General features: G+C 36.6%; 12 protein-coding genes and 1 tRNA gene. 7 read left to right on the top strand and 6 right to left on the bottom strand.

Features of this window, described 5'->3' with window-relative positions:
* Nucleotides 1-4 precede the first annotated feature (4 nt).
* The gene (locus ACLRVU_RS05085; protein ID WP_412890965.1) at nt 5-1,108 is read left to right on the top strand and encodes a 5-methyltetrahydropteroyltriglutamate--homocysteine S-methyltransferase; all 1,104 of its coding nucleotides are present in this window, start codon (nt 5-7) and stop codon (nt 1,106-1,108) included.
* Between the two features lie 78 nt (nt 1,109-1,186).
* On the opposite strand, the gene ACLRVU_RS05080 is transcribed toward ACLRVU_RS05085, so the two are convergent.
* From ACLRVU_RS05080 to ACLRVU_RS05060, 5 genes are all read right to left on the bottom strand, one after another.
* On the bottom strand, nt 1,187-1,984 hold the full coding sequence (locus ACLRVU_RS05080; RefSeq protein WP_412890964.1) for an HAD family hydrolase: 798 nt from the start codon (nt 1,982-1,984) through the stop codon (nt 1,187-1,189).
* A gap of 85 nt (nt 1,985-2,069) precedes the next feature.
* Nucleotides 2,070-2,735: a winged helix-turn-helix domain-containing protein gene (locus ACLRVU_RS05075; RefSeq protein ID WP_412890963.1), complete on the bottom strand. Its 666-nt coding sequence runs from the start codon at nt 2,733-2,735 to the stop codon at nt 2,070-2,072.
* Between the two features lie 56 nt (nt 2,736-2,791).
* Complete coding sequence (locus tag ACLRVU_RS05070; RefSeq protein WP_412890962.1) at nt 2,792-4,234, bottom strand: glycoside hydrolase family 1 protein; 1,443 nt, start codon at nt 4,232-4,234, stop codon at nt 2,792-2,794.
* A gap of 88 nt (nt 4,235-4,322) precedes the next feature.
* Nucleotides 4,323-6,089, bottom strand: a complete 1,767-nt coding sequence (locus ACLRVU_RS05065; protein WP_412890961.1) for a glycoside hydrolase family 3 protein — start codon at nt 6,087-6,089, stop codon at nt 4,323-4,325.
* A 126-nt stretch (nt 6,090-6,215) separates the two neighbouring features.
* Nucleotides 6,216-7,553, bottom strand: coding sequence for a PTS sugar transporter subunit IIC (locus ACLRVU_RS05060; protein WP_147552600.1), 1,338 nt, complete (start codon nt 7,551-7,553; stop codon nt 6,216-6,218).
* Nucleotides 7,554-7,803: 250 nt separating this feature from the next.
* Here ACLRVU_RS05060 and ACLRVU_RS05055 point away from each other — a divergent pair.
* From ACLRVU_RS05055 to ACLRVU_RS05035, 5 genes are all read left to right on the top strand, one after another.
* Nucleotides 7,804-7,887: transfer RNA gene (locus ACLRVU_RS05055), tRNA-Leu, on the top strand.
* 193 nt (nt 7,888-8,080) lie between these two features.
* Nucleotides 8,081-9,001, top strand: coding sequence for an ABC transporter permease (locus ACLRVU_RS05050; RefSeq protein WP_412890960.1), 921 nt, complete (start codon nt 8,081-8,083; stop codon nt 8,999-9,001).
* Entirely contained in the window at nt 8,998-9,966 is a 969-nt protein-coding gene (locus ACLRVU_RS05045) for an iron chelate uptake ABC transporter family permease subunit (RefSeq protein ID WP_412890959.1), read from the top strand. The genes ACLRVU_RS05050 and ACLRVU_RS05045 overlap by 4 nt, the downstream gene beginning before the upstream one ends.
* On the top strand, nt 9,963-10,721 hold the full coding sequence (locus ACLRVU_RS05040) for an ABC transporter ATP-binding protein (RefSeq protein ID WP_412890958.1): 759 nt from the start codon (nt 9,963-9,965) through the stop codon (nt 10,719-10,721). The genes ACLRVU_RS05045 and ACLRVU_RS05040 overlap by 4 nt, the downstream gene beginning before the upstream one ends.
* 10 nt (nt 10,722-10,731) lie before the next feature.
* A complete protein-coding gene (locus ACLRVU_RS05035; RefSeq protein WP_412890957.1) occupies nt 10,732-11,667 on the top strand; it encodes a siderophore ABC transporter substrate-binding protein in 936 nt (311 codons plus the stop codon).
* A 34-nt stretch (nt 11,668-11,701) separates the two neighbouring features.
* On the opposite strand, the gene ACLRVU_RS05030 is transcribed toward ACLRVU_RS05035, so the two are convergent.
* A complete protein-coding gene (locus ACLRVU_RS05030; RefSeq protein ID WP_412890956.1) occupies nt 11,702-12,682 on the bottom strand; it encodes an ROK family protein in 981 nt (326 codons plus the stop codon).
* A gap of 148 nt (nt 12,683-12,830) precedes the next feature.
* On the opposite strand from ACLRVU_RS05030, the gene ACLRVU_RS05025 reads away from it, so the two are divergent.
* Nucleotides 12,831-13,769, top strand: a complete 939-nt coding sequence (locus ACLRVU_RS05025) for an NAD-dependent epimerase/dehydratase family protein (RefSeq protein ID WP_412890955.1) — start codon at nt 12,831-12,833, stop codon at nt 13,767-13,769.
* Nucleotides 13,770-13,851 lie beyond the last annotated feature (82 nt).

The following is a 13,851-nucleotide window of genomic DNA, read 5'->3' as shown; positions in this document are numbered from 1 at the left end:
AGTGATGGATAAAGCACCATTTAAATATGACATTGTTGGCAGTTTTTTAAGACCGGAGCGTTTAAAAAAGGCTCGTGAAGATTATTTTAACCATACGATTACAAAAGAAGAATTGACGGTTATCGAAAATGAGGAAATAAAAAAACTGATTGATAAACAAAAAAGTCTTGGATTAAAAGCAGTTACCGATGGGGAATTTCGTCGACGCTGGTGGCATTTAGATTTCATACAGGCATTAAACGGCATTAGTGTGTATGATAAAGTAACTACCGGTTTTCAGGGAAAAGAAATGAAAGTACAGGGAAGCTATATCAGCAGTCCTATTTCTTTTAATGAAAAACATCCATTTTTAGAACATTTCCGTCTTACTCAGGAAATCGCCGGTGATACTCTAGTCAAACAGACGATACCGGGGCCTAATATGATTTATTTAGATTCCTTAATCCTTTCACCGCAATATAAAGAAAATCCGGTTTATTCAGATATAGCGGATTTTAGAAAAGATCTTATTGAAACTTATCAGAAAGCCATTTCAGCATTTTATGAGGCAGGATGCCGTTATCTGCAATTAGATGATACATCATGGGGAGCTCTTTTTTCTTCTGCTTTTAGAGAAAAAATTGAAGCCTGTGGCTATCAGCCGGATCAGTTAATTAACGAATTTGGGGATATCACTGAAGCAGCTTTAAGCGTAAAACCAAAGGATATGGTGATCACTTTCCATATCTGTAAAGGGAATTTCCAGTCTTCATGGCTTTATGAAGGATTTTACGACATTATTGCCAAGCGATTATTTTCTATTGATGCCTTTGATGGTTTTTTCTTGGAGTATGATGATGAACGTTCAGGTGATTTCAGTCCATTAAAATACATTCATAATCAAAAAGTAGTATTAGGTTTGATTACTACTAAAACCGCAGATTTAGAAGATAAAGAAGCGATCAAGCAAAGAATTATAGAAGCCAGCCAATATGTTCCATTAGAACAGCTATGCCTATCTCCGCAATGCGGTTTTGCTTCCACGCAGGAAGGAAACCATATTACCCAGCAGCAGCAATGGGCTAAACTTGAACATGTTGTTGCGATTGCGAATGAAGTATTTAAATAAAAGTCGGATCAAACCGACTTTTTTTGCTTTTTCTATGAAAACTGTCCTACAACAAAAAAATGGATCCTAAGATCCATCTTATAAAAATAATTCTTCTAGTTTACAAGCGACACCATCCTGATCTACCGGCAGACAGACTTCATCTGCATGTTCTTTAACGTGTTCAGGCGCATTGCCCATTGCTATACCATGCCCCACAGTCTGAAGCATTTCAATATCATTCGGTCCGTCTCCAAAGGCATAACTGTCTTGAACATCGATATTCAGCTTTTCCAAAACTTTTAATATCCCCGTGGCTTTTGATGTATTCTTAGAATAGAGTTCAAAAGTAAACGGAGGATTTCCCATCATTGCAAAATCGTCTCCTTCCAAACTGCGGCAAAAAGCAATATTTTCTTCACCAACCGGAAGCATCTCTAATTTCACAATGTCATCTAACAGCTGATGAGGAGTGAAATCCTCTGTTTTTATATAATCATAATTGACACTGCAGCGATCATAGAACGCTTTCATCAGTTTATTCTCTTTATTCATATAAGAATATTCTTTCGTCTGCATAATATACTCTATCTTACGTGTTTCAAAATCATTAATTAACGTTTCTATTAATTGTTTTTTCATTGGTGCATGATAAAGCAAATGTTCATGGTATAAAACCACTGCACCATTGGATAATACGTAACCATCAAAGCCGAAATCCACAACATCTTTATCTAAAAAGGCATAGGGTCTTCCTGTAGCAATAAAGATTAAATGCCCTTTTTCCTGTACTTTCCTTAATACTTCCTGTGTTTTTTTACTAATGGCAGGTGCATCGTTCTCGTTTTTGCGATACAGTAATGTGCCATCCATATCAAAAAATATGACTTTTTTCATTTTTTCACCTCACCCCATTATAGCAAAGCTCTTTTATAGGATGTATTATTTTGAGAATAAGAAAAACTTTTCGCTAAGCAAAAAGTTAATCTACGACCATCTTATATCCTGTCTGCCAAATATCAGTAATATATTTTTCATCAGGATGTGCAGAGGTTAATTTCTTTTCAATTGTACTGATTAATCCTTGTATATAATCAATAGTGATTGCTGCATTTTCACTAAACAGCATTTCTTTCATCTTTTCTGCAATGAATGATCGATAAGGATGTGCCATCAAAAGATCCAAGATCAAAAGTTCTTTATCATTAATTAAGACTTCTTTATTCCCTACCATTAACTTAGAGGTACTGACATTTAATTCTAAATCTTTAAAATGCAGGATCTCTTGTTTGGTTGGTTCATAATCTTTAATCAGCTGATGAGCAATATTGAGCATTTGTCCATAATTGATCTGTCCATACATCAGCTTATCGACATGCTGCTGTTCAAATTCTTTTACACGTTCACCTTCTGTAACATCATAAACGATCACCGGCAAACGATAATCCTTAAAATAAGTGATTAGGTTTGGGTGTTTTAAATATTGAAAACTCGCTAAAACGATATTAAAAGTGTTCTTTTTAAGTGCGGTTTCGATATATTGTTCGGTTGTGCAATACAATTCAACGTCACTTGTTTTAAAATACTCTTTCATCGTGTCTCTTGTATATTGATTATCTTCGATAACTAACCATAATTGTTTTGCCATGACTTTTCCCTCCACGCCTATTATAGACCTATAAGAAGGAAAAATGAATATTAAAATTACAATATTTCGCCATTGCTTTCAATCACTTTTTGATACCAGTAGAAAGAATCTTTGCGATAGCGCTTAAGATCTTTAAGATCATGTTCATCACGGTTTACATAAATAAATCCATAGCGTTTTGCCATTCCCTGATGGGTAGAAATTAAATCAATCGCAGACCATGGGCAAAAACCAATCAGATTGACTCCGTCGTTGATCGCTAAACGGCATTGAGCAATGTGATTTTTCAAGTATTCAATGCGGTATGGATCATGGATACTTCCATCTTCTTCTAATTTATCATAAGCTCCCAATCCATTTTCCGTGATAATGATAGGCAAGTCATAACGATAAGCTAATCTTCTTAATGCATTACGCAGTCCCACAGCATCTATTTCCCAGCCAAATTCTGAACGTACTAAATGTGGATTTGCATAGCCCTTGACTACTCCTTGAATATTATAAGAAGTCATATCGTCAGCTCCGCCATTTTGACTGATCGCCATACCGACACTTTCATCTTCTAAACGAGAATATCCAACAGTTGCAGACATGTAGTAATTGAGCGTCAGCCAATTCGCATTGTGAGCAGCGATAATTTCCATATCTCCCGGCTGAATATCCGGCAAAGCATCACGGTCTTCTAAGAAGCGCCATACCAAAGGATGATATTTTCCTTTGCAGGCAACATCTAAATAAAGATAGACTCTAAACGCATCATTATTATCTACAGCAAGCTGGTCTTCCGGGCGTGAACTGTTTGCATACCCCGGTTCATAGTGAACTGTTGGACCAATTAGCGCGTCTGGCCACATTTCTTGACAGATACCAATTACTTTTGATTCTGCAACCAATTTGATATGTGCTATATTAATTCCTGCTTTTAAGGCATTTTGATCGTCAATCCCAGCTGTTTTATCCCCAAAGGAACTATTCAGCATATCAAAGAAAAAGCTGTTGTATTCATTATTGACTGTCCAATGTTTTACACGATCACCAAATTCTTTAAAACAAACTGTGCAGTATTCAGCAAAGTCATTGATGACCTCTCTAGAGCGCCAACCGCCATAGCGTTCTTCTAAGCAGTTCGGGATATCAAAGTGATGCAATGTCACAATAGGGGTAATTCCGTTTTTTAAGCATTCATCGATTACATCATTATAATGCTTTACCCCTAAGGCATTCACGATTCCATCGCCATTAGGGATTATTCTTGTCCAAGCAATAGAAAAACGATAAGCCTTAAATCCCATTTCTTTCATTAATGCGATATCTTCTTTATAACGATGGTAATGATCACTGGTCGTTGAGAAGTCCGCAATATTATCAGGTACCGGTCTTAATTCCCTTTCACATTTAGATTTTCCATCTTCATCATAAGCCCCTTCGCATTGAAAAGCACTTGTACTTGCTCCCCAAAGGAATCCTTCAGGGAAAGAGATTAGTTTTTTATATTCCATAATTTCAGCTCCTTTACTCTATTAGTATACCGATTTTCTATTTTTCCTTAGCTTTTTTTCAACAAAAGAAACACCGGAATAACCGATGCTACAACAAACCTAAATTATGTTTCCAGCGTAAGATTCGTTCTACAGAAACATTGATTTGGTCCATACTGATCGTTCCATCTTGAACAGCTTTTTCTACGGCTTCAATCTGCCGTGGAGCATCACTGGTCAAAAGCATGTCATTGCCGGCTAGAATAGCCATAACAGCAATGTTTTCACTATCCGCATAATCAGCGACGCCATCCATTGCCAAATCATCTGTGATAATCACCTTATCAAACCCCAAATCATTTCTTAATATTGAATGAACCTCTAAAGAAAGGGAGGCTGGATGAACACTGTCCATTGAGGTGATGATATTATGGTTGACTAAGATACATTCAGCTCCGTTTTTTATACCGGCAAGAAACGGCAGAAAATCACTGCTTGTAAAGGTGTCATAGCTTCTTTCATCATAGCAGATGTTTGTATGAGTATCCCCGTTATTGCCATAGCCCGGGAAATGTTTCAAGACACTGCCCATTCGATCCTGCTTCATACGCCATACGACCTGTCCTACATAATCAGCATCTTCGCCGGCACTCTTACCAAAACTGCGTTCGTAAATAAAATCATTGGAATTTGTAGAGACATCTGCAACCGGTGCAAAATTGACATTGATGCCAAATCCTTGCAGAAAACGAGATTTCTCATCGACATCTTGAAGAATCGCCTGCATCCCCCCCTGATTAAAAAGTGCTTGCGGTGACAAAAACGGAGTATCACGAAAATAACGGCTCACACGGTTAACAGTTCCTCCCTCTTCATCTGTTCCAATAAGCAAAGGAATCTTGCTTGCCAACTGATAGGAAGCAATATTCTGTGTTACTTCTTCTACTGTCTTATTTTCAAAGTCCCGCCCAAAAAGAATATAGCCCCCGATCTGATATTCTTCAACAAAGGCTGTTTGATCTTCTTTGGGACAGCGTGCCATAAACATCTGTCCGATCTTCTCTTGGGCACTCATCTGATTCATCAAGGCAATAATCGGATCAAGATACCCCAAATCCACTTTGGTTACATCAATAAATTGGATGGTCACATCTTGCACCCCTTCATGAGTATCATTGATTTTTCCATGATAGGTTACTTTAGCGTCATACCCCGCAATCACATTATCCCCTCGTACATTCATGCGGCTAAATAAATATTCACTGCCGTCACCCGCTCTGATTGCGATAGAATCCTCAGTTGCCTCCATAATTGTTCCCTCATAATAGTGATCCACTTCTTTTATTTCCATGGTTACCAAAACAACATTTTGTATAAGCTGATTCGGGTTTAAAGTTCCTCGATAGGTCACAGTAATTTGGTTTTCTGCAATAATCTGTCCTCCGCTGATTTTATCTTCTGCTGTTTTAAAGCCATAAGTTCTTTCTTCACTAGATAAGAAGACAACGTCTGCATCTTTAGATTCAATAATACCTTGAATCGTATGAGTGGGTAATGTAATCGTCGCTTTTATCAGCTTTGCCTTTTGTACAGTATCCTTGTTTTCTTTTAAATGTCCTTTGTAAGTCAATTCAATATCGCCATTGACCTCAACCGGATCTCCTTCAAATACTGTCTTTTCCCGATTAAATATATAAATATGCTGATCGTTATTCATAATTGTTACGGTTTGTTCACTAACTGCTTTGATTGTTCCGTGCATAGTCTTTTCCTTATTTAAAACAGGTATCATAACTGCAAATACAGCCGCAATAATAATCAGTAAAAGAAATAAGACTCTTATTATTTTATTGTTTTTACGCGCATGTTTTTTCATTGGTATCACCTTCATTTTTATTCTAGCATAGAATAAATGCGATCCTTTGTATTATTTAGTAAATAGTAGTTTATGTATGTAAAAAATCTCCCAATGCACTTGGGAGATCATGACGATAGCTTTTAATTAATCTGCGTTTTGTTTATTTGACATCATAACAAACGGTGTCCATAACAATACTAAGAAGACGATTCCGATTGCCTGATAGATAGTCGCTCTGAATCCTCCGCCGGTAACCAAGAACCCGCTTAATAAAGGTGGTGTTACCCAAGGAATAGACAGACATCCACGTTCAATGATATTGAAGTCCATTAATAAGTAAGTTGTGATAGATAAAACAACCGGACCTAAGATAAATGGAAGCATATAGATAGGGTTCATAACGATTGGTAAACCAAAGATGATAGGTTCATTGATTTCGAATAACCCCGGTGCGATTGAGATACTGATGACTGTACGTTCTGCTTGTACTTTACTGAATAGTAAAGAAGCGATCAGTAACCCTAAAGTTGCCCCTGATCCACCCATTTTTGTGAATAAGTCAACTCCTGGCACAACATTAGGAATAGCTTGATGGTTTTCAAAAGCTGCTGTATTTTGCACTAACATCGGCGTAAAGATTGGTGTTGTCACCGCTCCTACTAAGTTTGCCCCATGTAATCCAAATACCCATAAGATATGTGTTAAGAATGATACTAATACGGCAGTCCCTAAAGTATCGGCAACACTGTTTAATGGTGCAGATACGAATTTTTGGATAATAGTCCATAAGTTCATTCCGGTAAATCTGTCAATATAAGTTCCAACTGCCACAATTAAAATAACAGTTAAGATAGCCGGTACTAATACGGTGAATGATCCTGCTACTGCCGGTGGTACACCGTCTGGCAACGTAATTTTTAATTTATCATTTTTAGATAAACGAATGAATACTTCGGCTACAACGATTGTAAGAAGCATCCCAACGAACATTCCGTTAGAATCTAATTTTGCTCCAGCGATACCGCCGCTGGCAATATCATCTGTCAATACTTCTACATTTTTCGCATTTTCAGCCCAAGAATAAGAATTGTTTAAAGTCTGCACTGCTGGTGCTAACCCTAAATAGCAAGTAAGTGAAACAACTGAAGTGGCAATACCATCTCCGTTTAACCCTTTTGCCATTTGGTAACCTAATGTAACTACAAGTAATACAGCCATCATGTTGATTGACCCTTTGTTTACTGCTGACATTACATCAGAGATCCCTGTATTGTTGATAAAGTTTGTATATCCGTTATAGATAGACATAACATTCAATCCGTTTTCAGCGAATACCCCCTGAATGTTATTGATTAATACCGCAACCGCACCCACGATTGTTACCGGCATAATCACGACGAAAGCATCCCTAATTGCAACTAAGTGTCTTTGTGACCCGATTCTAGCTGCAAATGGGACGAACTTTTCTTCTAAGAATTTCATTGCTAGTTCCTCCTATTAAATTTTAACTATGCAAGTAATTGCATACTTAGAATACCGATTTATTTTGCGCATTATCCGTATTCCACCCTTATCGTCACCACTTATGATAACTAATGAAGAAAGCGTTGTCAATATTTTTTGTATTCACTTACATACAAAAATTCATCCTATTTATATTAAAATTTTATTCCTCATACGATTAATACTAGACGATTAAAAAAAATTGGTGTATGATGTAAAAGGAAATTATGCAGAAGTGGTGGAATGGCAGACACGCTGTCTTCAGGCGGCAGTGCGGCAACGCGTGGGAGTTCAAATCTCCTCTTCTGCACCATTTGAATGGAACGACGGATTATATCTGTCGTTTTTTTGTTGTTCATAATAAAAAATAAATAGTAAGTGATTTATTAAAATAGTTGACCAAAAAGTTAGTTTATGCTAACATGCCCTTAGTTAGCTTTGACTAACTCAGTAGGGGAGGAGATATTATTTTATTTCGTAAATATTACCGCAGCTTATATCTTATAATGCTTATTCTATTTGCTGTTTATTCTTTAAGCATCGGTGTGCAGGATTTCAGTTTTATCGCCCTGTTTAATGGCGAAAGCAGTCAGCTGACACTTGCGATTATCAGTCGTCTGCCACGTTTAGCGAGCATTTTATTGACCGGAGCAATGTTAAGTGTTGCCGGACTCATCATGCAAAGTATTACCAGTAATAAATTTGTTTCTCCTTCAACTGCGGGAACTATGGAATGGTGCCGTTTTGGAGTGATGATTGCAATGGTTCTGTTCAGTCAGGCAACTACCGGTCAAAAAGTTTTCATTGCCTTTATTATTGCTTTATTGGGAACAATGCTGTTTATGAAAATCTTGCAGAAGGTAAAGATCAAAGATACGGTAATGACACCGTTAATTGGGATGATGCTGGGCAGTGTTGTCAGCAGTGTTACTACCTTTGTCGCCTATCGATTAGACATTATTCAAAATATGTCATCATGGCTGCAAGGCAGCTTTGCCTTAATATTAAAAGGAAACTACGAACTGCTTTATTTAGGAATCCCCTGTCTGATTCTGTCGATGATTTATGCCAATCACTTTACAATAGCTGGAATGGGAGACAGTTTTGCCAAAAATCTTGGACTGCGCTATGAACATATCATTTTTATTGGTCTGAGTTTAGTCAGCATTATGACTTCGATTGTTGTAGTGAATGTAGGAAGTATTGCATTTATCGGTTTAATTATTCCCAACCTGCTTTCAATGTTTAAAGGTGATAACGTTAAGAAGAACGTCATCGACTGTGCCCTATGGGGAGCTGGTTTTGTGTTGATCTGTGACATATTCAGCCGAGTGATTATTTTTCCTTATGAACTGCCAATCAGCGTCGTCGTCAGTGTTATCGGCAGTATCCTCTTTTTATTCTTGATTAGGAGGAAGAAAAGATGATGATAAATGCTTTATCCAAACAAAAGAAAATCATATTTCTTACTGTTATTTTATTTATAGGGATTTGTCTGCTTTATCTTTTACCTCAATTAAATGCTTCTAACTGGCAATATTTCCTATCAAAAAGAGGCACTAAGGTTTTAGCGATTCTATTAACCGGCTTTTGTATTGGTGTTTCATCTTTATCTTTTCAAACGATTACCAATAATAAGCTGATTACGCCCAATGTAATGGGATTGGAATCTCTTTACATGTTTATTCAAACATTTATTATCTTTATTTGGGGAAGCAAAGAACTATCGATGATGACAAACTACAGTCAATTCTTCCTATCCATCGGATTGATGATGATCGCTTCGTGGGGATTATTTAATCTTGTCTTTAAAAAAGAAAATCAAGATATTTATCGATTGGTATTAACAGGAATGGTCTTAGGCAGTCTCTTTGGCGGATTATCTTCATTTATGCAGGTTCTGTTGGATCCAAATGAATTTACTATCCTGCAAGGAAAGATGTTTGCCTCATTTAATAATGTAAATGTTTCTTTGCTTGGCATCAGCTGTCTGCTGATCTTGCCTTGTGCCTATATTTTACTTAAAGACCGTCATGCCTTGAATGTATTATCATTAGGCAGAAGTTCTTCTATTAATCTAGGTGTCAATTACTATCGTTTAGTCAAAAGACAGCTGATGCTGAGTGCTGTACTGATTTCAATTTCTACGGCATTAGTAGGCCCCATTACCTTTTTAGGTATCTTAGTTGTCTCTTTGACTAGAAAGTTACTAAATACTTATCGTCATCAGGAAATGATGATCGAAGTGACAATACTTAGCGGTACATTCTTATTAGCTGCCACTTATTTAGTCGAACGTGTCTTTTCATTTAATACGACTGTCAGTGTTATTATTAATTTTATCGGCGGAGTATATTTTATCTATTTAATTATAAAGGAGCGTCAAAAATGATAGAAGTAAAACAAGTGACTAAAACCTATGATCAATTTCCTGTACTTAATGAAATTGATGTCTGTCTGCCAGAAGAAAAGATCATTGCCTTTATTGGCAGCAACGGAACCGGAAAATCTACACTTCTCTCAATTATCGGGAGAACGTTAGAGAAAAATGGCGGTCACGTCTATATTGATGAGATCGAGCTATCCTTATGGAAAAGTCAGGAATTGGCAAAACACCTTTCGATACTTCAGCAGGCACAGCAGTCGATTGTCCGTTTAAGAGTTGAGGAATTAGTAGGATTTGGACGTTTTCCTCACAGTCAGGGAAGATTAAGTCAAGAAGATCATCAGCATATTGATCGAGCTATCGCCTATTTGGAGCTTGATCATTTAAGAACACGCTATTTAGATGAACTAAGCGGCGGACAAAGACAGCTTGCTTATATTGCAATGGTATTAGCACAGGATAGTCATTATATTTTCCTAGATGAACCCCTTAACAATTTAGATATGAAGCATGCGACACAGATCATGAAAGTATTGCGCAAATTAGTCGACGAGCTGCATAAAACCGTTTTAGTCGTCATTCACGATATTAATTTTGTTTCTTACTACAGCGATCACATCATTGCCTTAAAGAAAGGAAAGATCATCGCTCAGGGAAGTACGGATGAAATTATTCGTCCGGAAGTATTAAAAGAGATTTATGATATAGAAATGACCATCAAAGAGATTGATGGCAAAAGATTTTGTTTATATTTTGAATAGGAGCCTAACAATGAAAAAACATATAAAAAAAATATTAACGTGTACCTTCGCCTTATTTATGGCATTCGTATTAGCCGGATGTCAAAGTACTCCTGAAAAAAACACATCGGAACAAAGCATGACCATTGAACACCTTAAAGGAACAGCTGTAATCAAAGGAGAAGTAAATAAAGCAGCAGTCTTTGATTTTGGTTTCTTAGATACCATGAAAGTGATGGGAATCGACACCGAATTGGCATTGCCAGTAAGCAGTCTGCCGGATTATTTATCTGAATATAAGAACGCAGTAAATGCAGGTGGTATCAAGGAACCGGATTTAGAAGCCTTATATACATTTGGGCCGGATGTCATTATTATCTCCGGCAGACAAAGTGATTATTATGATGAATTAAGCAAGATTGCCCCAACCGTTTATGTTGAAGTAAATGCAAAAACATATTTAGAAGACGTTAAAAAGAATACTGAAATTGCCGCAGAAATCTTTAATGCTGAAGATGCTGCAAATAAAGCAATCCAAGATTTAGAAGCACAGGTTGAAGAAGCGAAAACAACAGTCGGTTCAACCGATCAAAAAGCTTTAATCCTTCTGACAAACGATGGAAATATTTCAGCCTATGGAGCCGGATCTCGCTTCGGTTTAATTCATGACCTTTTAGGAATTCCAACAGCGGATTCAACAATCACTGTGTCTACTCATGGACAGAGTGTCAACTATGAATATATCGCTAAAATCAATCCGGATATTCTTTACATTGTCGACCGTACACAGGTCGTAGGGGGAACCACAACAACCAACACAACCTTGGATAATGATTTGGTTAAACAAACGAAAGCTTATCAAAACCAGCAGATCATTAATTTAACCCCGGATTACTGGTACTTATCAAGCGGTGGCTTGCTATCTGTTTCTGAAATGATTAAAGAAGCGACTGCTCCCTTTAAATAAACAAAAATCAGGCGTTGTTTTATTGCCTGATTTTTTATATAATTTTTTTCTTTAATAAAGAAAGGGTTAATTGTATGATACCATTTAAAATCTGATCTTCCTTGCTTTCAATCAGAACTAAGCGTGGGAGATGAGCTTTAGGAATATAGCGTTCCATCTTCAAAGCAATATAGTCTAAGTCTTTTTGCTGATAACCACTGATGCCAATAATCGCCGGATTGATAATTGCTGCTATGGAAGTACATATTTTAACTAAAAGATCTACCTGCTGTTTCACACTGAGATCAAAGACTTGGCGCATTCCCTCTTCTGGATAATACATAATTTCCCCCGCAAAATTGCTTGCTCCTTTTAATAACTGCCCATTAGCATAGATGCCTGCCCCTAGTCCACGATCGATCAAGACGATGCCTTTATCCGCTTCTTTTGGAACCAAAACGGCGTAACCTAAGACCGCCAGATTCAAATCGTTTTCAATGACGGTTGGCACCTTGAATAAGGATTGCAAACGTTTTGGCAAGTTGCCAAGTTCAAAGACATAATCATTGGCGTTATGAATATGATCATCTTCAAGAATCCCGGCAATGCTGATACCAATCGCCTTAATATTGGGATAATCTTTAAACAGGATCTCCACCTGTGCCTCGACTTTATCGTCATGATACTCTTTTTCTTCTGTAATCAAGGAATGAACTACATTTCCAGACAAGTCCACAATACGATAATCCATTTTAACGTAATCTTCTTCCTGCACAGTAATGATCGTTAAAACCAATTCATGCTGTTCATTGATATAAAAGCGTTTTGCTCGGCGTCCCCCCGTCGATTCGCAATCAATGACATTTTTTATTTCCCCACTATTCATCAAAATTTTAAGTATGTTTGTACATGATGCCAATGAAAGCTCAGTGGCAGTACAAATCTCATTTTTAGTTAACCCATTGTTTTTTAATAGAGCGCTCCTTACTAATTCAATATTCATCTTACGAATGTTCATCGTATTATTTACTGTCATTTCCCACACCTCTTTTAATTATTCTATCATAGAAATCAAAAACACCAATTTCTTTTCTATCCATGAAATAAATTTCATTATTCATATCATAACACATATAAAATGACTTAAAGTTATGCTATAATGGGGGCAAAACAGGGAGGAACATATGAATAGAAAAATTTTGATTATGGGTGGCAGTTATTTCATCGGTAAGAGCATTGCCGAAACATTCAGTCAGTTTGGAGATGACGTGTATGTCTTAAATCGTGGCAGTCGACCATTACATGATTCAAGAATCAAGGAACTTGTTTGTGACCGAGAAGATCAGGAACAATTAAAAAAGATCTTGAATGATCATCATTTTGAAGTCGTTATTGATGTCAGTGCAACAAATAAAAAGCATTTACAGTATTTAATCGAATCCTTACACACCGATCGGTTAGCTTCTTTTATCTTTATAAGTTCTAGTGCTGTTTATGATGTAGAAAACCTTTCCATTCCTTATAAGGTCAGTGATCCATTAGGTGAAAACAGCTATTGGGGAGATTATGGAACTAATAAAATCGAAGCGGAAACGTATTTGAAAACACAGCTGACAAATAGTCAAATCATTATCTTGCGACCGCCATATGTTTATGGGGAAAATAATTATGCACAGCGTGAAAGTTTTATCTTTGACCATCTTGTGCATCATCAGCCAATTATTATACCCAATCAAGGAGATACCTTACTCCAGTTCATTTATACACACGATCTTGCGAAAATCTGTTTAGATCTTTCTTTAAAGAAATTAGATCATCTTTCTATTTATAACGTAGGAAATAAAAAGCCATTATCCATTAAAGAATGGATCCTATGTCTTAGCGAAGTCGCTAAAAGGGAACCTATCTTTAAAGAATTTGATTACTTAAAACATGGGTATAAAATTCGAGATTTCTTTCCTTTCCATGATTATGACAATGTCTTAGAAATTAATATTGATTTTGATGAGACTTTGTTTATTGAAGGCGCACAGATTGCTTTTGACTGGTACCAAAAGACGCCTATTGAATTTAAAAAGAATGTGCGTAAAAATGAAGAAGAAATTATAAATAAATACTTTTAATATTGATGTGTTCTTAATTGAACACATTTTTTATTTATATTTCTTTGTATACAATTTAATTTATGGTACACTATCAAAGAAA

Source organism: Beduini sp., assembly GCF_047239305.1.
Classification (GTDB): domain Bacteria; phylum Bacillota_I; class Bacilli_A; order Erysipelotrichales; family Coprobacillaceae; genus Beduini.
Note: the sequence above shows the minus strand (reverse complement) of the source record. Positions and strands in the feature narration are given on the sequence as shown.

Bases quoted from the DNA above. Each gene is read 5' to 3' on its own strand.
- ACLRVU_RS05085 (WP_412890965.1), top strand. From the start codon at position 5: ATGGATAAAGCACCATTTAAATATGACATTGTTGGCAGTTTTTTAAGA.
- ACLRVU_RS05080 (WP_412890964.1), bottom strand. From the start codon at position 1,984: ATGAAAAAAGTCATATTTTTTGATATGGATGGCACATTACTGTATCGC.
- ACLRVU_RS05075 (WP_412890963.1), bottom strand. From the start codon at position 2,735: ATGGCAAAACAATTATGGTTAGTTATCGAAGATAATCAATATACAAGA.
- ACLRVU_RS05070 (WP_412890962.1), bottom strand. From the start codon at position 4,234: ATGGAATATAAAAAACTAATCTCTTTCCCTGAAGGATTCCTTTGGGGA.
- ACLRVU_RS05065 (WP_412890961.1), bottom strand. From the start codon at position 6,089: ATGAAAAAACATGCGCGTAAAAACAATAAAATAATAAGAGTCTTATTT.
- ACLRVU_RS05060 (WP_147552600.1), bottom strand. From the start codon at position 7,553: ATGAAATTCTTAGAAGAAAAGTTCGTCCCATTTGCAGCTAGAATCGGG.
- ACLRVU_RS05050 (WP_412890960.1), top strand. From the start codon at position 8,081: ATGCTTATTCTATTTGCTGTTTATTCTTTAAGCATCGGTGTGCAGGAT.
- ACLRVU_RS05045 (WP_412890959.1), top strand. From the start codon at position 8,998: ATGATGATAAATGCTTTATCCAAACAAAAGAAAATCATATTTCTTACT.
- ACLRVU_RS05040 (WP_412890958.1), top strand. From the start codon at position 9,963: ATGATAGAAGTAAAACAAGTGACTAAAACCTATGATCAATTTCCTGTA.
- ACLRVU_RS05035 (WP_412890957.1), top strand. From the start codon at position 10,732: ATGAAAAAACATATAAAAAAAATATTAACGTGTACCTTCGCCTTATTT.
- ACLRVU_RS05030 (WP_412890956.1), bottom strand. From the start codon at position 12,682: ATGACAGTAAATAATACGATGAACATTCGTAAGATGAATATTGAATTA.
- ACLRVU_RS05025 (WP_412890955.1), top strand. From the start codon at position 12,831: ATGAATAGAAAAATTTTGATTATGGGTGGCAGTTATTTCATCGGTAAG.